The organism is Candidatus Sulfotelmatobacter sp. (assembly GCA_035498555.1).
Classification (GTDB): domain Bacteria; phylum Eisenbacteria; class RBG-16-71-46; order RBG-16-71-46; family RBG-16-71-46; genus DATKAB01.
The window spans coordinates 1-19,574 of sequence record DATKAB010000096.1 but is presented as its reverse complement, the minus strand read 5'-3'; the positions used below and the strand labels follow the sequence as shown (position 1 = coordinate 19,574).

At 69.3% G+C, this 19,574-nt stretch carries 19 protein-coding genes and 1 riboswitch; all 19 genes read left to right on the top strand.

Annotation, left to right across the window (positions count from 1 at the left end; translation table 11 throughout):
- Positions 1-123 precede the first annotated feature (123 nt).
- On the top strand, positions 124-720 hold the full coding sequence (locus VMJ70_09125) for a hypothetical protein (protein HTO91279.1): 597 nt from the start codon (positions 124-126) through the stop codon (positions 718-720).
- A gap of 288 nt (positions 721-1,008) precedes the next feature.
- A riboswitch (FMN riboswitch) is annotated at positions 1,009-1,166 on the top strand.
- A 92-nt stretch (positions 1,167-1,258) separates the two neighbouring features.
- Positions 1,259-2,380, top strand: a complete 1,122-nt coding sequence (ribD, locus tag VMJ70_09120) for a bifunctional diaminohydroxyphosphoribosylaminopyrimidine deaminase/5-amino-6-(5-phosphoribosylamino)uracil reductase RibD (protein ID HTO91278.1) — start codon at positions 1,259-1,261, stop codon at positions 2,378-2,380.
- Entirely contained in the window at positions 2,361-2,972 is a 612-nt protein-coding gene (locus VMJ70_09115; protein HTO91277.1) for a riboflavin synthase, read from the top strand. Before ribD ends, VMJ70_09115 begins: the two co-directional genes overlap by 20 nt.
- The gene (locus tag VMJ70_09110) at positions 2,969-4,225 is read left to right on the top strand and encodes a bifunctional 3,4-dihydroxy-2-butanone-4-phosphate synthase/GTP cyclohydrolase II (GenBank protein HTO91276.1); all 1,257 of its coding nucleotides are present in this window, start codon (positions 2,969-2,971) and stop codon (positions 4,223-4,225) included. Before VMJ70_09115 ends, VMJ70_09110 begins: the two co-directional genes overlap by 4 nt.
- The gene (ribH, locus tag VMJ70_09105) at positions 4,222-4,692 is read left to right on the top strand and encodes a 6,7-dimethyl-8-ribityllumazine synthase (protein HTO91275.1); all 471 of its coding nucleotides are present in this window, start codon (positions 4,222-4,224) and stop codon (positions 4,690-4,692) included. The genes VMJ70_09110 and ribH overlap by 4 nt, the downstream gene beginning before the upstream one ends.
- Positions 4,689-5,120: a transcription antitermination factor NusB gene (gene nusB, locus VMJ70_09100; protein HTO91274.1), complete on the top strand. Its 432-nt coding sequence runs from the start codon at positions 4,689-4,691 to the stop codon at positions 5,118-5,120. Before ribH ends, nusB begins: the two co-directional genes overlap by 4 nt.
- A gap of 1 nt (position 5,121) precedes the next feature.
- Positions 5,122-5,847 (top strand): metallophosphoesterase family protein, encoded by a 726-nt coding sequence (locus VMJ70_09095; protein HTO91273.1) that lies wholly within the window; start codon positions 5,122-5,124, stop codon positions 5,845-5,847.
- Between the two features lie 4 nt (positions 5,848-5,851).
- On the top strand, positions 5,852-6,646 hold the full coding sequence (locus VMJ70_09090; protein ID HTO91272.1) for a class I SAM-dependent methyltransferase: 795 nt from the start codon (positions 5,852-5,854) through the stop codon (positions 6,644-6,646).
- Positions 6,643-7,767, top strand: coding sequence for a glycosyltransferase family 4 protein (locus VMJ70_09085; GenBank protein ID HTO91271.1), 1,125 nt, complete (start codon positions 6,643-6,645; stop codon positions 7,765-7,767). Before VMJ70_09090 ends, VMJ70_09085 begins: the two co-directional genes overlap by 4 nt.
- A complete protein-coding gene (locus tag VMJ70_09080; GenBank protein ID HTO91270.1) occupies positions 7,764-8,756 on the top strand; it encodes a lysylphosphatidylglycerol synthase transmembrane domain-containing protein in 993 nt (330 codons plus the stop codon). The genes VMJ70_09085 and VMJ70_09080 overlap by 4 nt, the downstream gene beginning before the upstream one ends.
- Positions 8,756-11,560 carry a DUF2723 domain-containing protein gene (locus VMJ70_09075; protein HTO91269.1) on the top strand — a complete coding sequence of 935 codons (2,805 nt, stop codon included), beginning with the start codon at positions 8,756-8,758 and terminating at the stop codon, positions 11,558-11,560. Before VMJ70_09080 ends, VMJ70_09075 begins: the two co-directional genes overlap by 1 nt.
- Before the next feature lie 33 nt (positions 11,561-11,593).
- Positions 11,594-12,547: an NAD-dependent epimerase/dehydratase family protein gene (locus tag VMJ70_09070; GenBank protein HTO91268.1), complete on the top strand. Its 954-nt coding sequence runs from the start codon at positions 11,594-11,596 to the stop codon at positions 12,545-12,547.
- A complete protein-coding gene (locus VMJ70_09065; GenBank protein ID HTO91267.1) occupies positions 12,544-13,488 on the top strand; it encodes a glycosyltransferase family 2 protein in 945 nt (314 codons plus the stop codon). Before VMJ70_09070 ends, VMJ70_09065 begins: the two co-directional genes overlap by 4 nt.
- Complete coding sequence (locus VMJ70_09060; protein ID HTO91266.1) at positions 13,485-14,174, top strand: sugar phosphate nucleotidyltransferase; 690 nt, start codon at positions 13,485-13,487, stop codon at positions 14,172-14,174. The genes VMJ70_09065 and VMJ70_09060 overlap by 4 nt, the downstream gene beginning before the upstream one ends.
- On the top strand, positions 14,171-15,196 hold the full coding sequence (locus VMJ70_09055) for a hypothetical protein (protein ID HTO91265.1): 1,026 nt from the start codon (positions 14,171-14,173) through the stop codon (positions 15,194-15,196). Before VMJ70_09060 ends, VMJ70_09055 begins: the two co-directional genes overlap by 4 nt.
- A 7-nt stretch (positions 15,197-15,203) precedes the next feature.
- On the top strand, positions 15,204-16,406 hold the full coding sequence (locus VMJ70_09050; GenBank protein HTO91264.1) for a glycosyltransferase: 1,203 nt from the start codon (positions 15,204-15,206) through the stop codon (positions 16,404-16,406).
- On the top strand, positions 16,403-17,977 hold the full coding sequence (locus VMJ70_09045; protein HTO91263.1) for a hypothetical protein: 1,575 nt from the start codon (positions 16,403-16,405) through the stop codon (positions 17,975-17,977). The genes VMJ70_09050 and VMJ70_09045 overlap by 4 nt, the downstream gene beginning before the upstream one ends.
- The gene (locus tag VMJ70_09040; protein ID HTO91262.1) at positions 17,974-18,906 is read left to right on the top strand and encodes a glycosyltransferase family 2 protein; all 933 of its coding nucleotides are present in this window, start codon (positions 17,974-17,976) and stop codon (positions 18,904-18,906) included. The genes VMJ70_09045 and VMJ70_09040 overlap by 4 nt, the downstream gene beginning before the upstream one ends.
- An 8-nt stretch (positions 18,907-18,914) precedes the next feature.
- The coding region (locus VMJ70_09035; protein HTO91261.1) for a class I SAM-dependent methyltransferase at positions 18,915-19,574 on the top strand (660 nt) is incomplete at its 3' end.

Below are 19,574 nucleotides of genomic sequence, written 5' to 3'. Positions count from 1 at the left end.
CGGATGGGAGAAGCTGCTCGAGGCCGGGAGCGAGGCCAAGGCCCGCGAGAAGGGCTGGCTGCGGCTGGAAGGCCGGGCCTACGAGGTGCAGGACGGCGAATGTCTCGAGATCCGATTCAACAAATGAAGCACGCGCCCGTCGGCGTCCGCACCGGGGGGCTCTTCGCCGGCGTTGCCCTCGGCTGCGCGCTGCTCGCCTTCGCGGGCCCGGCTTCGGCGTTCACGCTCAGCAAGCTCGGCGGCCACCTCGGCGTCGGCTACGAGAAGCTGATGATCAGCGACGCGCCGGGCGGATCGATCGGTTTCGGGGCCGGCGTGGATTATCCGGTCGCCTCGCGTTTCCATGCCGGCGTCGACCTGGGCTTTTCCTTCTACGGAACGCAGAGCGTCGAGCGGGGCTCGTTCAACGCCAATCTCGACTACAGCTCGGTCGAGGCGATCGCCTTCCTGCACTGGACCTCCAACTGGGGGCCGCTCGCGCGCGTCTCGGTGGGCCCCGGCATCACCCACGTGCGCGCCGCGATCTCGACCGCGGTCGGCGGCGCCTCGTTCCTCGATCTGGCGCGCGACGAGAACGGCGCGACCGCGGCGGTGGACCTGGCGTTCATGAAGCAGAAGCCGGCGCCGGTGCGCGTCGCTCTGATCGTGAGCGGGAGGCAGGTCTTCCTGCCCGGCGAGGACTGGCCGCACTTCGCGATCCGGCTGGGGTTCTACTACTGAGCGGAGCTCGCCGTTCCGCGGCCGACCGCCTCTCCATCACCTTCACTTTCGCGTTGACGATATTCCCGGCACTCCCTACCTTGATCGGACGCGGAAAGGAGGTGGTCCATTGTCTAAAGCTCAGATGTGGATCGCGGAGGTGGCTGTCCGCTAGGACGGCGTGTCGCTTGACGGCGTGATCCGTCCGGCGAATTCCCAACAGTCCACCGGCAAAGCGGGGGGCGCGGAACGCGTCCCCCGTCCGCTTTTTGACCCCCGAGTGTTCCGGCCGTTATTCTCCCCGGCCTGCGTTTCCTTCGGGGCGGGGTGCAAAGTCCCCACCGGCGGTACAGCCCGCGAGCGGAGGCGGTTCAGGGCACCGGGATACCGGGTTTCCCGGGCCGTTTCTCGCAGATCCGGTGCGACTCCGGAGCCGACCGTGACAGTCGGGATGAGAGAAGGAGCGTGGCTCCGCCGTGCCCGGCGGATCCGGACGACGGCACACGCCCCGTGGCCAGGCGCCACGGGGCTGTTTCATTTTGTTCCTGGGAGGTGACGCATCTCGGCTCGAGAGGATGACCGGCGCTTCATGGAGCGCGCGCTGCGGCTCGCCGAGCGAGGCCGCGGCCGCACGCGCCCCAACCCGATCGTGGGCGCGGTGCTGGTGCGCGGCGGCCGGATCGTGGGCGAGGGCTGGCATCGGGCCGCCGGGCTCGATCACGCCGAGGCGGTGGCGCTTCGTGCCGCCGGCGATCGGGCGCGAGGCGCCACCCTCTACGTCACGCTTGAGCCCTGCGCCCATGCCGGGCGCACGCCGCCCTGCTCGACCGCATTGATCCGCGCCGGCATCCGGCGCTGCGTGGTGGCCCAAAGCGATCCGCACGCGATCGTGAACGGGCGGGGCATTCGGGCGCTGCGCGCCGCGGGAATTCGCGTCGAGGTCGGGCTGCTCGCGGAGGAAGCGCGGGCCCAGCTCGCCGGCTACTGGCTCGCTCATCGTGCGGGGCGGCCGCGCGTCACCTGGAAGGTGGCCGCGACCCTGGACGGGGCGGTGGCCGACGCGCGCGGCCGCTCGCGCTGGATCACCGGGGCGAGCGCGCGCCGTGAGGGGCATCGGCTGCGAGCGGCGAGCGATGCGATCCTGATCGGCGCCGGGACCGCGCGCGCCGACGATCCGCGGCTCACGGCGCGTGAAGTTGGCGCTCGGCTCCAGCCGCTGCGCGTGGTGTGCGACACGCGGCTTCGCCTGCCGCTCGCGCTGCGCTTGTTCTCGCGGCGGCTCGCGGCGGGAACGGTGGTGGCGTGCGGCCGCTCGGCGCGGGGCGCGCGCCGGCGTGCGCTCGAAGCGCGAGGCATCGAGGTGTGGAGCCTGGCCGAGAAGCGCGGCGGGGTCGATCCGCGCGCGCTGGCGCGGCGTCTTGCCCGGGCCGGCTGCTACGAAGTGCTGATGGAGAGCGGCGGCGCGCTCGGTTCGAGCTGGCTGGAAGACGGCCTGGTGGACCGCATCGTCCTGTTTGGAGCCCCGCTCGTGCTGGGTCCGGGGCGGGGCTGGAGCGCGGCGCTCGGCCGCCGCGCGCTGCCGCGCGCGATCCGCGGACGGTTCGCCGAGCTCAGGCGGGTCGGGGCCGACGTTCGTCTCACTCTGGAAATGGAAGGAACTCGTGTTCACCGGGCTGATTGAGGAGCGCGGACGGGTCGAGCGGATCGAAGAACGCCCGGCGGGTCGGCGATTCGAGATCTCGTCCCCCACCGTGTTCAAAGGTTCCAGTCGGGGGGACAGCATCGCGGTGGACGGCTGCTGCCTCACCGCGATCGAGATCGGCGCGCATCGAATGGTGGTCGAGGCGGTGCCCGAAACCCTGCGGCGCACCACCCTCGGTGATTGGAGCGCCGGGACCGAAGTGAATCTCGAGCGGTCGCTGCGGCTGGATTCGAGGCTGGGAGGACATCTGGTGCAGGGTCATGTGGACGGCGTCGGGCGGGTCGTGGCCGTGGATCCCGAGGGCGATGGGCGGCGGGTGCGGCTCGAGCTTCCGGGCGAGCTCTCGCCGCTGGTGGCCGAAAAGGGCTCGCTGGCGGTGGACGGCGTGAGCCTCACGGTCGCCGCGTGCCGGGGGACTACTTGCGAGATCGCCTACATTCCGCACACGCTCGCGGTGACCACCGCCGGCAGCTACGCCCCGGGCCGTCGTGTCAACCTCGAGGTCGATCTGATGGCCCGCTATGTGGCCCGGCTGCTCGAAGCCAGCGGGCGCCTCGAGGGATCGCGATGAAGGCGAAGCGGGGAATCCCGGGGCGCGCCCGACGGGGCGGTGTGTTCCTGACCGTCGACGCGGCCATCGAGCGTATTCGATCCGGGCGCATGATCGTAGTGGTGGACGATGCGGATCGCGAGAACGAGGGCGACGTCGTGTTTGCCGCCGAGAAAGCGACGCCCCGACTGGTCAACTTCGCGGTCAAGCACGGCCGCGGCATCCTGTGCGCGCCGATGGAGCCTCAGGAGGCCGACCGCCTCGGGCTCAAGCTCATGGTGAGCAAGAACACCGCGCGCTACGGCACGCCGTTCACCGAATCGGTCGACGTCCGGCGCGGCACCACCACCGGAACCTCGGTGTTCGATCGCACCCGGACGCTTCGCGCGCTGGCCAGTCCGCGCACCCGTCCCGACGACCTCGATCGCCCGGGGCATGTCTTCCCGCTTCGCGCGGTGCCGGGCGGCGTCCTGCGCCGCGCCGGCCACACCGAGGCGGTACCCGACCTGTGCCGGCTGGCGGGGCTGCGCCCGGTCGGCGCGCTCTGCGAAGTGCTGGCCGACGACGGCCGCATGATGCGCCTGCCCGAGCTCGAGCGCTTCGCGCGCCGGCACGGGCTCGGGATCCTCACGATCCAGGATCTGATCGCTTATCGTCGGCGTCGCGAGGTGCTCGTCGAGCGCGTGGTCTCGGTGCCGCTGCCGACGCCGCACGGAGAGTTCCAGCTGCATCTCTATCAGAGCCGGCTCGAGGGTGACCATCACGTGGCGCTGGTGAAGGGCGACGTGAATCGCGGCGGCCCGGTGCTGGTGCGTGTTCACTCTCAGTGCCTGACCGGTGACGTGTTCGGATCGATGCGCTGCGATTGCGGCCCGCAGATGCACGCAGCTCTGAAGGCGATCGCGACCCGCAAGCGCGGGGTGTTTCTCTACCTGCGCCAGGAAGGGCGCGGCATCGGGCTCGCCAACAAGCTCAAGGCCTACGCGCTGCAGGATCGCGGGCTCGACACGGTCGAGGCCAACGTCAAGCTCGGGTTCCCCGCCGATCTCCGCGACTACGGCATCGGCGCCCAGATCCTCGCCGATCTCGGCGTGCGCGAGATCGAGCTGCTCACCAACAATCCCCGAAAGATCGTGGGTCTCGAAGCCTACGGGCTGCAGATCGTGAAGCGAGCGCCGATCGAGCTGCCGCCGACGCGCCACAATCGGCGCTATCTGGCCACCAAGCGTGACAAGCTCGGACATCTGCTCGACCTGAAGCTGGGGGAGACATGATCGAGCGCGCCGGTGACCTCGACGCCCGCGACCTGCGCTTCGCGCTGGTGGCGGCGCGCTTCAACGAAGCCTACGTGCGGCGACTGACCGACGCCGCCGTCGAGGTGCTGAAGCTCCGGGGCGCGTCGGAGCCGCAGCTCGAGCGCTGGTGGGTGCCGGGCTCCTTCGAGCTGCCGCTCGCGTGCCGCTGGGCGGCGGACAGCGGCCGGTTCGACGCGGTGCTGGCGTTCGGCGTCGTGATTCGCGGCGAGACCGAGCACTTCCGGCTGGTGGCGGACGCGGCCTCGAACGGGCTGCTGCGCGTGGGGCTCGACACCGGCGTCCCGGTGCTGAACGGCGTGCTTGCCGCATACGATGCCGATCAGGCGGCGGCTCGCACCGGCGGCACGCTCGGCAACCGCGGCGCCGAAGTGGCGCTGGCCGCGATTCAGATGGCGCGCCTCAAGCGCGCCGCGGCGGGCCGGTGACCGGCGGCGCCGAGAGCAGCCGCCGGCGGGCGCGCGAGGCCGCGTTCCGCGTCGCCTATCAGGCCGACGTCGCTCAGGACAGCTACGCCGACGCGTGGAAGACCCGTCATGACGTCGAGCGACTGAGCGAGGATCAATCGCGACTGGTGGCCGACGTCGTCTCGGTGCTCGAGCGGCAGGGCGCGGAGGTGGACCAGCATCTGTCGGCGGCGGTCGAGCACTGGCCGCTGGCACGGCTGGCCGCCACGGATCGCTCGGTGCTGCGGGTGGGCGTCGCCGAGCTGATGGGGCGGCCCGGAACGCCGGCGCGTGTGATCCTCGACGAGGCCATCGATATCGCGCGGCTCTATGGAAGCGAAGAGTCGGGGCGTTTCGTCAACGGCGTGCTCGACCGGGTGGCGCGGGCGTTGCGGCCGGGAGAATTCTGAGATGCTGCTCGCCGTGATCTCGGACATCCACGCCAATCTCGAGGCGCTCGAAGTCGTGCTCGCGGATCTCGAGCGCCGGAAGCCCGACGCGATGGTTTGCCTCGGCGACTTCGTCGGCTACGGCGCGTCGCCGAATCCGTGCATCGAGCGCGTGCGTCCCCTGATCGAGGGGGCGGTGATCGGCAATCACGACGACGCGGCGCTCGGTCGCACGTCCCTCGAAGGGTTCAATCACGAGGCGGCCAGCGCCGCCCGCTGGACCGCCGAGCAGCTCACTCCTGCGAACGCCGCCTACCTCGAGTCGCTGCCCTACCAGCTCGGGTGGCGCGGCGCGCGACTCGTGCACGCTTCGCCCTCGGAACCCGAATCGTGGCACTACGTCCTGTCGCCGGCCGAGGCCGATTTCGAGCTGCGCGGCATATCCGAGGACCTGTGCTTCATCGGCCACTCGCACTATCCGGGCACCTTCGTGTTCGACGGCCGCCGATCGGTCTACACGCGGCAGGCGCGCATCGGCATGGAGCCGGGGAGGCGCTTCCTGGTCAACGTCGGCAGCGTCGGACAGCCGCGCGATGGCGACCCGCGAGCCGCCTACCTGCTGTGGGACGACGCGGCGCGCTCGCTCGAGCACGTGCGTCTCGAATACGACGTCGAGGCCGCCGGCACGCGCATTCGAGAGGCAGGACTGCCGGCATTTCTGGCCGAACGCCTCCGCTGGGGCGAGTGAACTCATGACGGTCGCTGCCCGTCCACCCGCGCGCTCCTCGACGCTGGATCACTGGGAGTCCTACTGGAAGGACCACGCCGATCTCGACCGAACCTATTCGACCGGCGGCCGGCTGGCGCGCGAAGTCCAGGCCGATGGCGACGTGCGCGGACGCGTGGTGCTCGAGGTCGGCGCCGGCTCGGGCCGCGACACGCTCGAGCTGGTGCGTGCGGGCGCGATTGGAATCGTTCTCGACTATTCTCCCGCCTCGCTCGAGCTGGTGAAGCGGCAGGCCGCGACCCTCGGGATTCCCGTTCATCTGGTGCGCGCCGACGCCCTGGCGATGCCGTTTCGCGACGGCAGCGTCGACGTGGTGCACCACCAGGGATTGCTGGAACACTTCCGAGACCCCCTGCCGTTGCTCCGCGAGAACGTCCGGGTCACGCGTTCGGGCGGACGCGTCGTGGTCGACGTACCCCAGACCTTTCACCTCTACACGGTGATGAAGCAGATGATGATCGCGCTCAATGTCTGGTTCGCGGGCTGGGAGACTCAGTTCACGGCGGCCGGGCTCGAACGACGCATGCGCGAGGCCGGCCTGACCATCCGTCGCAGCTACGGCGACTGGATGGTGCCGGGGCTCGGCTATCGCGTGTTTCGTGAAGCGCTCCGGCGAACGCTGCACGTCGATCTTCCGCTCGAGCCCGCCGCGCTGCGCTGGTGGTGGAACGGGACGGCGCCGCTGCGCCGCGCGCTGGCGCGCACCCGCTTCGGCCTCTACACCTGTCACGTGATCGGCACGGTGGGCGTGAAGGCGTGAGCGCGCCCCGGCTGCTGGCCGTCAATTTTCGCGATCCTCATCACCCCGAAGCCGGAGGGGCGGAGCTGCACCTCGAGGAAATCTTGCTCGAGGCGGTGCGCCGGGGCTGGGAGGTCACCTGGCTGGCCACCGGGTTCCGCGGCGGCACGACCGAGGCCGTGCATCGAGGCATGCGGATCGTTCGCCGGGGCGACTGGTGGGACTTCAATCTGATCCTGCCGGGAGTGCTGCGCCGCGAATTCTCGAGTCCGGCGCCGGATCTCATTCTCGAAGACATCAACAAGGCACCCTGCTTCACGCCGTGGTGGACGCGCGCGCGCGTGGCCGCGATCGTGCCGCACCTGTTCGGAACCACCGCGTTTCGAGAGGCTTCCTTCCCGGTGGCGGTTTACGTCCAGCTGCTCGAGGCCCTGATTCCGATCGCCTATCGGCACTCGCCGTTCCTGGCGATTTCAGAGAGCACGCGCGACGATCTGGTCGCGCGCGGCATTCCGCGCTCGCAGGTGAGCGTGGTTCATTGTGGACTCGATCACGACCGCTACCGGGTGGATCCCGCGGTCGCCAAGACCCCCGATCCCACTGTGCTCTACATCGGACGACTGCGGCGCTACAAGGGGGTGGACTGGGTGATGCGAGTCTGGCCGCTGGTGCGCGAGCAGGTGCCCGGAGCACGCCTGATGGTGGTGGGCGACGGGCCGCATCGCGAGGCGCTCGAGCGTGTGGCCGAGCGAGAGCAGCTGGGCGAGTCGGTCGAGTTCCTGGGATTCATGAACGCGAACGAAAAGGTGCGGAAGCTGCAGGAGTCGTGGGTGCTGGTCCAGCCTTCGCCGAAGGAGGGTTGGGGTCTCACCGTGGTCGAGGCCGGCGCCTGCGGCACCGCGGTGGTCGCGGCCGACAGTCCGGGGCTTCGCGACTCGGTGAAACGCGACGAGACCGGATTGCTGGTGCCCTACGCCGATGATCGGGCGCTCGCCGCCGCCCTGTCGCGGGTGCTCTGCGATTCCGTGCTGCGCGAGCGACTGGGGACCGCCGGGCGCGCCTGGGCGGCGCGCTTCACGTGGCCCGAGTGCGCACGTGTCTCGTTCGACGCCTTGCTCGGCGCCCTGAAGGGTGGCACGTGAGCCTCCCGGCGCGCGTACGCACCACGCTGATCCTCGTCGTCAAGCTCGCGCTCAGCGGGGCGCTGATGACGTTTCTGTTCCGGCGTATCCCGGCGCACGAGGTCGCGCAGGCGCTGAGTCACGCCGACCGCAACTGGTTGATCGCGGCGGGCTCGGTGATGATCGCCAGCAATCTGCTGGGCGCCTACCAGTGGTGGCGGCTGCTCGCCGCGATCGAGATCCGGATTCCGCTCTGGAAAGTCTGCGCCTACTATCACGTCGGATTGTTCTTCAACAATTTCCTGCCCGCCAACATCGGCGGCGACATCGCGCGAGTCGCCGACGCCTCGCGCCATAGCCGCACTCGCGCGGCGGCGATCTCCACGGTGATGATGGATCGCGCCATGGGGACGCTCGCGCTGGCGGGGCTGGCGCTGGTGACCACGCTGCCGGCCATCGACCGCTTCCACCTCTCGATCGCCTACCTGGCGCTGGTGGCGTTCTTCGCCTTGAGCGCGATCTTCCTCTGGGCTCTGCTCCATCCACGATTTCTGGACACGCTTGAATCCGTCCTGACCCGCGTGGGACTCGGCCGGCTGAAGCCCCATCTCGACGAGCTGGCCCGCAATCTGGCCGGATTCCGCGGCCAGCGCACCCTGCTGCTCGAAGTTCTGGGCGTGGCGGTGGTGGTCCAGGTGGCGCGCATCGGCGTTCACGTGCTGGTGGCGCGCTCCTTCGGGCTCAACGTGCCGTTGCCGTACTTCTTTCTTTTCGTGCCGCTGCTCGCAGTGATAATCTCGCTGCCCATTTCGTTCAACGGAATCGGACTGCGCGAAGGCGCGGGTGTGGTTCTGTTCGGACTGGTGGGTGTCGGCCGCGCGGCGGCCTTCTCGCTCCAATTCACCACCTACCTGGTCGCGGTTGCGGTCAGCCTGCTGGGCGCGCTCATCTTCCTCGTGCGGATCCCCCGCCGAAGGAACGAGGCTCGGAAGCTTCGGAGGTCCACTTGATGGACGGGACACGACGCCCCACGCCCTGGGTGGCGCTGGGCGTCTTCCTGCTCGCGGCCTGCATCTATCTCATCACGCTCACGCCCACCGTCCCGTTCTGGGACTCCGGCGAGTTCATCGCCGTCTCCGCCATCCTCGGAATTCCTCATCCGCCGGGCACCCCGTTCTACGTGCTCATCGGGCGCCTGGCGTCGCTGGTTCCGATCGGCTCCATCGCGCAGCGGCTGAACGGGCTGTCGGCGATCGCCTCGTCGCTGGCGGCGATGATCACGTACCTCGTCAATCTGCGCTTGATCCGGCTGGCGATGCGGCGTTCGCGCCCGGCCAAGGCTTCCGAAAAGGCGGGTCTGACCACGCCGGTCGTGGAAGCCGGCGGCGGCACGCCGCTGCCCTATGAGCAGGAGTGGATCGCGCAGATCGGCGCCGTGCTCGGCGCCGCGATGCTGCTGTTCTCGGACAATTTCTGGGAAAACGCGATCGAGGCCGAGGTCTACTCGATGTCGAGCCTTGCCCAGATCGGCACGCTGTGGCTCGGATTCAAGTGGTGGGAGGCGCACGACAAGCGGCCGACGCTGGCGCCGATGATGCTGTGCGTGTATGTCATGTGGCTGTGCGTGGGACTCCATCTCAGTGTGGCGATGATGGGCTTCCCGCTCGTGATCCTGGTATGGCTGGTGGACCAACGCGCCGCAATCGCTCTCAGCATGCCGCTGCTGACCGTTCTCACCGTGACCTTCGGCCTCGAACGAATGATCGGCGTGATTCTGTTGCTGTCGATGGCCACCTACCTGCTCTACGTCTTCCAGCGCAAGCTCCACTGGATGGTGTGGCTGGGGGCGGCCGTGTGCGCGGCGGTCGGCCTGCGGCCCGCCTTCACCGACGCCAACTTCACCGCGATCACCGGCATGATCTCTGCGGTCGGCGTGCTGGGGCCGCTGGTATTCATGTTCGGCCGCCAGCGCGAAGCCCGGGTGATCCTGCTCGCGATCGGCCTGATGGTGGTGGGCTATTCGACGCATCTCTATCTGCCGATCCGCGCCGCCCAACACCCCGCCATCAACGAAGGGGCGCCGTCGAACTGGGGCGCGCTGCGCGATTTGCTCGAGCGCAAGCAGTATGGACAGACCAGCATGTTCGAGCGGCGCGGTCCGTGGTCGGCACAGCTCGACAAGGAATTCTGGCGTTACTGGAAACGACAGTGGCCGCTCACTCCCAGCCCGGCGCTCGACGAGACCGGTTCGCGGCGCCAGGAGCCGAAATGGTTCCAGTTCCTGCTGCCGATGGCGCTGGGCCTGGTCGGGTGCTGGTGGAGCCGCAAGGACCGGATCAGCTTTCTGACCATGATGGGTCTGTTCCTGTTCGGCACCGTGCTCATGATCATCTTCCTCAACTTCACCGATCACGAGGTGCGGGATCGCGATTACTTCTTCACCACCGGCTACCACGTCTACGCGATCTGGATCGGCATGGGAATCGCCTGGCTGATCCAGTGGGTCCGCGAATCGTTCCCGGATGGCGCGCAGCGCAAGTGGGTGACCGTGGGCACGGCGGCGATGCTCGCGCTCCTCCCGATCCTGGTGGCGCGCAGCCTGTGGTACACGCACGATCGCCGCGGGAACTACGTGGCGCACGACTATGCCTACAACATGCTGGCGCCGCTCGCCCCCAACTCCTTCATTTTCACCAACGGCGACAACGATACCTTCCCGCTCTGGTACATCCAGCAGGTGGAGAACTGGCGGAAGGACGTGCGCGTGGTGAACATGAGCCTTCTCAACACCGGCTGGTACATCAAGCAGCTCCGCGACGAGGAGCCGAAGGTTCCGATCCGGCTTACCGATCAGGAGGTCGATGAGAGCCTCGATTCGGGCGCGCTCAAATACATCGGCCACGGCCGGAGCCCCGACATCGATTCGCTGGTGGCGATGTACGCGCGGCAGGGGGCCGGCTTGAGCCAGGAGGGCTACGTCATCACCGCCGACGGCCATCCCGTCTACACCAACGAAGCGATGGTCCACAACATCCTGTCGAGCGCCAGGCTGCCGGGCGGGAAATGGAGCAAGCAGCCGTACTTCGCAGTCACCGTCCCCGAGCACGCCGGACTCGACAAGTACTTCACGCTCGAGGGACTGGTGTACCGGGTGAACCAGGACACGCTCCAGGACGAGGTCGACGAGCCGGTGACGAGTCATTCGCTCTACCATGTGTTCAAGTACGGCGGCCTGTTCAACGCCGACGGGTCGTGGAACACCCGGGTGTACAAGGACGACAATGCCGCCACGCTGTCGCGGAACTACGCGGCCGCGCATCTCCAGCTCGCCTTCTGGTATCGCCGCCACGGCGAGGTGGGCCGCGGAATCGCCGAGATGGAGCGTGTGGCCCGGATGTTCCCCGACTACACCGAGGTGCTGATTCCGCTCGGCGGCTTCTACATGGACGCGGGGGACACCACCAAGGCCCTGAACCTGTTCCAGCGCCTGGCCGAGAAGAATCCGGGCAATCCCGAGGCCCGCTATTACTACGGAGTGACGCTGCTGTATCGGAATCGGCTGGAAGAGGGCGTTCAGCAGTTCGACGCCGCCATCCAGATCGATCCGAGTTACAACCTGCCCTACTACGGGGCCTACCTGGCGCTCTGGGATCACGGGCAGCGGGAGCGAAGCTTGAGCTATCTCGACCGCTGGGTGGCGTCGCACCCCACCGACAACCAGGCGCGCGATCTGCTCGAATCCCGCCGTCGCGAGCTGGGTGGCGCGAAGACGCCGGCCCGCCTGCCGCAACCCACGCTACCCACGCTGCCCTGAGGGGGCGCTCTCGAACCGAGCCGAGGAGGACGCATGACCCACGCGCTGGTGACGGGAGCCGCGGGCTTCATCGGCTCGCACCTGTGTGACCGCCTGCTGAACGAGGGCGCGCGCGTCACCGGAGTGGATTGTTTCACCGACTACTACGATCCGGCGCTCAAGCGTCGCAATCTCGAAGGCGCGCGCGCCCGACCCGGCTTCACGCTGCTCGAGCTGGATCTCGGGCGCGACGATCTGGCCGGGTTGCCCGACGTGTCGGTGGTCTTCCACCAGGCAGCGCAGGCCGGAGTGCGCGCCTCGTGGGGAGCGGAGTTCGCCACCTACACGCACCACAACGTACTCGCCACGCAGCGCCTGCTCGAACGCTATCGTGACGCGAAACTCGAGCGGTTCGTGTATGCGTCGTCCTCGTCCGTGTACGGAGACGCTGAGCGCTATCCGACGCCCGAGACCCTGCTTCCGCGGCCGTTCTCGCCCTACGGCGTGACCAAGCTCGCCGGCGAGCATCTGGTGCTGCTCTACGGCCGCAATTTTGGACTTCCGGTTTCCGCGCTCCGCTACTTCACCGTCTACGGTCCGCGCCAGCGGCCCGACATGGCGTTCCATCGTTTCTGCCGCGCGATGCTGCGCGGCGAGCCGATCGCGGTGTTCGGGGACGGTCGCCAGTCGCGCGACTTCACCTTCATCGACGACGCGATCGAGGCGAACTTGCGGGCCTGGAAGCGCAGCGCCGCCCAGGGCGTGTACAACGTCGGCGGCGGCTCGCAGGTCGAGGTGCTGGAGGCCATTCGGATCCTGGAATCGGCGCTCGGCCTCAAAGCCGACCTGCGGTTCGAGCCGCGACCTCCCGGCGATCCGCTCCGCACCCGGGCCGACGCTTCTCGCATCGCGCAGGAACTCGGTTTCACGCCCTCGACTCCGATCGAGACGGGACTCGCCGCCGAGGCCGACTGGGCGCGTGCGCTCGTCGCCGGGAGTCGCGCATGAGCGACGCTCTCGAACTCTCGGTGGTGGTGCCGGCCCTGAACGAGGCCGACAGCCTTCCGGAACTCTGCCGCGAGCTGTCCGCGGCGCTCGACGCGACCGGCAGGAGTTGGGAAATCGTGCTCGTGGACGACGGCTCGCGCGACGGCACCGAGGCCGCGATCGCAACGCTGGCGGCGGGGGACTCGAGGATTCGCGGGGTCTCGCTGCGCCGCAACTTCGGCAAGTCGGCGGCGCTCGCCACCGGATTCCGCGTGGCGCGCGGCGCGCTGGTCTTCACCATGGATGCCGACCTTCAGGACGATCCGGCCGAACTCGGCAAGCTGATGGCGAAGCTCGACGAAGGCTACGACCTGGTGTCGGGGTGGAAGCAAAGTCGCCAGGATCCGATCAGCAAGACCCTGCCGTCGAAGCTGTTCAATGCGGTGACGTCGTGGGTGTCGGGCGTGCGCCTTCACGATTTCAATTGCGGCTTCAAGCTCTATCGCCGCGAAGTGACGCAGGCCCTCGACGTGTACGGCGAGTTCCACCGTTTCATGCCGGCGCTCGCGCATTGGGCGGGCTTCCGGGTCGCCGAGGTGCCGGTGCACCACCGCCGGCGCAAGTACGGCAAGAGCAAGTTCGGCGCGGCGCGCTTCGTCAATGGCTTCCTCGACCTGATGAGCGCGGCGTTCATCTCGACCTCGGCGCTGAAGCCGCTCCACGTGTTCGGCCGAATCGGGCTTCTGTTCTTCGGCGGCGGCTCGATCATTGCGCTGGTGTTCCTGATCCAGTGGGCGATGGGCGAGCCGCTCCGGGTGCGGCCGATCATGCTGGTCGGTGCCGGGCTGGTGATCCTCGGCATCCAGTTCGTGCTGATGGGGCTGCTGGGCGAGATGATCGCCCATCTCGCAGCCCAGCGCGTCTATCCCGAGCGGCGGCGCTTCAACCTGGAGCACGAGTGAAGGCGTTCATCCTCGCCGGCGGACTCGGCACCCGGCTTCGCGAGCAGTTCGGCGAGCTCCCCAAGTCGCTGGCGCCGATCGGTGGGCGGCCTTTCATCGCGCGCCAGCTCGAATGGCTGGCGCGGCACGGCGTGCGCGATGCGGTGGTGTGCGCCGGGTACGGCGCGGTCGCGCTCCAGCAGGCGATCGGCGACGGTTCGCGATTCGAGCTGCGCCTGGCGTGGTCGGTCGAGTCCGAGCCGCTCGGCACCGGCGGCGCGTTGTGGCACGCGCGTGCGCACGTGAGCGGACCGGCACTGGTGGTGAACGGCGACACGCTGGCCGAGTGCGATCCATGGGTGCTGGAGCGCGACCGCTGGGAGCGGGGCGCGTGGGGAACGATCGCGCTCTATCGCGTGGAAGACGCCGCGAGCCGCGGTCGCGTCGAGACCGTCGCGGGACGGATCGCTCGCTTCGTCGAGAAGGACCCGCAGCATCGCGGTCCGGCCTGGGTGAACGGGGGACTCTACGCGTTCGCGCCCTGGCTGTGGCGGCGCCTGCCGCCAGGACCCTCCTCGCTCGAGCGCGACGTGCTTCCGGCGCTCGCCGCCGAGGGCCGCCTCACCGGGCTCGAGCTGCCCGGGACGTTCTGGGACATCGGCACGCCGGCCGAGTGGGCGCGGGCGGAGGCGCGATTCGCCTCATGAGGGCGCCGCTCTACGTTCGCGCGCGCGCGCCCCTGCGGCTTTCGTTCTGCGGCGGCGGCACCGACGTTGCGCCCTATCCCGAGGAGCACGGCGGGATGGTGCTGTCGGCCACCATCAATCAGTACGCCTACGCCTCGCTCCGCCCGCGGCGCGATTCGAAGCTGACGCTCGCCAGCCTCGACTACGACCTGGTGGCGCGCTACGACCACCCGCGGCGCATGCGCTTCGACGGGCAGCTCGACCTCATCAAGGCGGTGATCAAGGCGATGAAGGTGAAGCGCGGCGTCGATCTCTGGGTGCATTCGGACGCCCCGCCCGGGTCGGGCCTCGGCTCGTCGTCCACGCTGGTGGTGGCGCTGATCGGCGCCTTGCGCGAATGGCTGGCGCGGCCGCTCGAGAGCTACGATGTCGCCGAGCTCGCCTATCGCATCGAGCGCGTCGACATGAAGCTCGCGGGCGGGCGACAGGACCAGTATGCCGCGGCGTTTGGCGGATTCAATTTCATCGAGTTCTTCGGCGGACAAACCGTGGTCACGCCGCTGCGCATCCGCCGCGACGTGCTGCAGGAGCTCGAGTACCGGATGCTGCTGTGTTACATGGGGCAGACGCGCGCCTCGGCCAGCATCATCGACCGCCAGACCGCGGCCTATCGGGCGGGCAAGGCTCCGGTGGTCGAGGCGCTCCACCGGCTGAAGCAGGAGACGCTCGAGATGAAGCGCGCGCTCCTGCTCGGCGATGTGGACGGGATCGGCGAGCTGCTGCATCAGGCCTGGGAGAACAAGAAGAAGCTCGACGCCGGCATTTCGACCGGGCACGTGGATCGCCTCTACCAGATCGCCCGCCGCGCCGGCGCGATCGGCGGCAAGATGCCGGGCGCCGGCGGCGGCGGCTACTTCCTCTTCCTCACGCGGTTCGACCGCAAGCATCGCGTGGCGGCCGCGCTGGAGAAGCACGGCGGCCAGGTGGTGCCGTTCCAGTTCGAGTCGCGCGGGCTGATGAGCTGGACCTATCGCGGCCGCTGACGGCGTCATGGGCCGCGAACGAGCCGGCGGCGGAGGGAGCGAACGGCGGATCGCGTTGCTGGGACCGCTGGCGCCGTGGCGCGGAGGCCTGGCGCAGTATCTGGCGATGCTGGGCGAATCGCTGGCACGCGATTCGCAAGTGCGCGGCTGGACCTTCACTCGACAGTATCCCGGCTTTCTGTTTCCCGGCACCTCGCAGCTCGATTCGGAAACTCGAAGGCCCTCGTTCCCGGTCCTGGCAACGCTCGACTCGATCGGCCCGGCATCGTGGCGCGCCACCGCGCGGTCTTTGGAGGCGTTCGCTCCCGGAGCGATCATCCTCAAGTGGTGGATTCCGTTCTTCGCGCCTTCCTTCGCCTCGTCGGTGGGTCCGCTGCGACCGCGCGGCACACGCGTGGTGCTGGTATGCGACAATCTCGTGCCGCATGAACACCGCCCGTTCGACCGCGCGCTCACGCGCTGGATGATGCGAAATTCGGACGGTTACCTGGTGATGTCGGACAGCGTGGAACGCGACCTCGATCGACTGAAGCCGGGCGCTCCGCGCCGGCGCGTGCTCCACCCGCTCTACGCCCAGTTCGACGGCGGTCGCGAAACCCGCGCCTCGGCTCGCGCCCACCTCGGCATCGCGCCCGATGCCGAGGTCGCGCTGTTCTTCGGCTACATCCGCGCCTACAAGGGGCTCGACGTCCTCCTCGACGCCTGGCCGCTCGTGCGCTCGCGCCGGCCGGTCGAGCTGATCGTGGCCGGAGAGTTCTACGAGGACGCCGCGCCGTATCGCGCGCGAATTGCGGCCGCCGAATCGGCCACGCCGGGCCCCCGAGGTCCGGCCGTGCGGCTCCTGGATCGCTATCTTCCCGACTCGGAGGTCGAGACCGTCTTCAAGGCCGCCGACGTCGTGGTGCTGCCCTATCGCTCGGCGACACAGAGTGGCGTCACACACGTGGCCTACGCGCTGGGTCTGCCCGTGATCACCACCGACGTCGGAGGGTTGGCGGAGACCGTCACCCCGGAGGTCTCGGGCCTGGTGGTGCCGCCCGAGAATCCCGGCGCACTCGCCGACGCGGTGGTGCGCTACTTCGCGGAAGAGATGAAGTCGCGACTGAGCGCGGGCGTCGATGCGTTGAGGCAAGCGCATTCATGGGCCGCGCTGGCCGCGGCGGCGACGGAGCTGATCGGCGATCTGAAGCCGGCGCGGGGTTGGGCATGAAGGCGGAGATGCACGGGTCGGCGCAGTCGGGTCGAACGGCGTTGTGGCTTGCGCTCGCGGCCTTCTTGGTGTTCGCGGCCACTGGCGGCGGCCGCATCGCCGGCAGCGACGAAGTCACGATGTTCGAGGTGTCGAGCGCGCTGCTGCGCGGCTCGGTCGCGGTGCCGGAAGGCGCCACGCTGGAGGGGCGCGACGGGCGCTTCTATTCGAAGAACGCGGCCGGGCAGGCGCTGCTGGCGCTGCCCCTGGTCGCGGCCGGAGAGACGGCCGCCCGCGCTTCGGGACTTCCGCCGGAAAGGCGCGTGCTCGCCGCGCGCTTCGTGGCCTCGTTCTTCAACGCGATTCTGACCGCGGCGATGCTCGGCGCGTTCTACGCCGGCGTGCGCGCGCTCGGCGTCTCGGCGGGCGCGAGCCTTGCCGCCGCCCTGCTGCTCGGCTTCACCACCCCGACCTGGGTCTACGCCAAGAGCTTCATGGCCGAGCCGATGGAGGCGCTCGGCATGCTGCTCGCGCTGAGCGGCTCGGCAAGCGCACTGACGGGGGATGCGCGCGCGGTGCGCCTCGCGGCGCTCGGCGCGTTCCTGGCCGTATCCGCCAAGCTGGTCCTGATCGCGCTGGTGATTCCGGCGCTTCTCCCGCTGCTGTTTCGCCGCAGTGACGGCGCGCGCGTGCCGGGGCTCGCGTGGGTGCTGGGCGCGCTGGCGCTCGCGCTGGCGGGGCAGCTGGTCTACAACGTCGCGCGCTTCGGCACGCCGCTTGAAACCGGCTATGGCGCTCAGGTATCGCCGGCGGCATTCCGTACGCCGATGCTGGTCGGGCTCTACGGCCTGCTCTTGTCCAGCGGCAAGGGCGTCGTCTGGTTCGCGCCGGCCATCGTGCTGGCGGTGCCTGGCCTCGCGCGCATGACGCGCCGGGCGGGCGGCGATCGGAATCCGCGGGCGGTCGGAGCGCGCGGCGCCGCGACCGCAATCGTCACGAGCTGGATCGTCGGTCTCCTGATCTACTCCAGGTTCGAGCACTGGGCGGGCGACGGCTCATTCGGGCCGCGTTACCTGGTCCCCCTGCTTCCGCTCGCATTCGTGGCGGTGGCGTTCGCGCTCGATGGCGCGAGCCGTGCCATGAAGCGCTGGGCGTGGGTGCTCGCCGCGCTCGGGCTCGCGGTCCAGATCGGCGGAGTGTTCATCTACTTTGGTGCGCAGATGCGCGAGGCCGGCGACTATCCGTACCGGCTACCGCTCGAGGATCCCCGATTCATGAGCGACAGCCATTTCAATCCACGATTCTCGCCGATCGCCGGCCACTGGAAGATGCTGGCACGCAACGCCGGTGAACACCTGCGCGGCGAGCTGCCGGTGATCACCGGGGGCGGCGCCGTGGATCCGCGGCTCGGCATCAGCCCCGACGAGCAGCGCGCGCTGCTGCATGGGATCGACGTGTGGTGGCTGTACGCGCGCTACGCAGGTGTGCCCGCGCTGCCGCTCGCTTTGGCGCTCGCCCTTCTGATCGCGCTCGCGGCGTGGGCCGGTGGGCGCGCGGCTACCGCCTGCCACGCCGAGGCGCGCGGCGGGTGAGATCCCTGGTCACGGTGGTGCTCAACTGGAACGGGCTCGCCGACACGCGAGTCCTGCTGCCGACGCTCGAGCGTTGCCGCCTGCCGGAGGGCTGGCGACACCGCGTCATGGTGGTGGACAACGGGTCGAGCGACGGATCGGCGGCCAGCCTCGCCGCCGAGTTTCCGGACGTCGAGACCGTGGCGCTGGGGGAGAACCGCCGGTTCGCGGGCGGGAACAACGAGGGCCTGCGGCGCGCGCTGGCGGCCGGCGCCGACGCGGTGATGCTGCTCAACAACGATACCGAAGCCGACCCGGGCCTGATCGAGCATCTGCTGCTCGCGCTCGAACAGGATCCGACCGCCGGCGCGGCCGCGCCGCTCATCTACTTCGCGGCGCCCTCCGACCGCATCTGGTACGCGGGGGGATGGCTCGTGCCGGCGCTCGGCTTCGGCGCGCACCGCGGCCTTCGCGCTCGCGATCGCGGCCAGTACCGCGCGGTCGAACCCACCGGCTACCTCACCGGCTGTTGCCTGCTCGCCGGTCGGGAAACCTGGATTCGCGTCGGGCTGCTCGACGAGCGCTACTTCATCTACGCCGAGGACGCCGACTGGTCGCTGCGCGCCCGGGAAGCTGGCTTGCGATTGCTGTTCGTGCCGACCGCGCGGCTGTGGCACAAGGTGTCGGCGTCGAGCGGGAATCAAAGTCCGTGGAAGATCTACCAGCGGCTGCGCGCGAATCTCACCCTGTTCTCCCGGCACGCGCACGGCCTCGCACGCCTGACCTGGCTGCCCGCGTTTCTCGCGCAACAGGGATTGCTGGGTGCGTGGCTCGCCGCGCGTGGCCAGCCGGCGGCCGCGCTCGCAATCCCACGAGCGCTCCGGGACGCGGCGATGGGTCGTCCGGCCGCCGAGTTCGCGGCGCGCGCCACCCGGGAGGTTCGCGGTTGAGCGACTGGGTGCGTAAGCCGAACCGCGGCCCTTTCGATCCGCCGCTCTTCCTGCGCGAGGTGATCGCGGCGCAGGTCCCGGGCGCGCGCGTGCTCGACTCGGGCTGCGGGCCCGGCTCGTGGGACTACGCGCTACGCGACGATCTCGAGATCACCGCGTTCGACGTCAAGTTCCCGCCCGGACCTCCCCCGCGTTCGGCGAAGGTCCGCGTGTTTCGCGCCGACCTCGCGCAATTGCCGTTGCGCGACGAGCAGTTCGATCTCACCGTCTGTCACTATGTGCTCGAGCACGTGACTGCTCTCGAACGCTGCTGCGACGAGCTGGTGCGCGTGACCCGGCGGGGAGGCACTCTCTATCTGTCGGTGCCGCGCGCCGCATCGTTCGACGACCGGCTCTATCGCTTTGCCGGCTACTTCGCCAAGTACGCGATGTTCAAGCTCAGGAAGCGGATCGAGCACCAGCAGAGATTCGATCTGCCCGGGCTGCTCGCCGGTTTCGAGCGCCGCGGAATGACGCTGACCGCTCACGCTCTGGTACCGGCCGGCTTTTCGTGGATGAACGACCCCCGCACCAAGTCGCTGCAGGGCCCTTTCACCGACGCGCTCGCGGCGCTCCATCGCGCGACCGGAGTCGATCTCGCGCGCGACGCCAACTTCGTGCTGACCCTC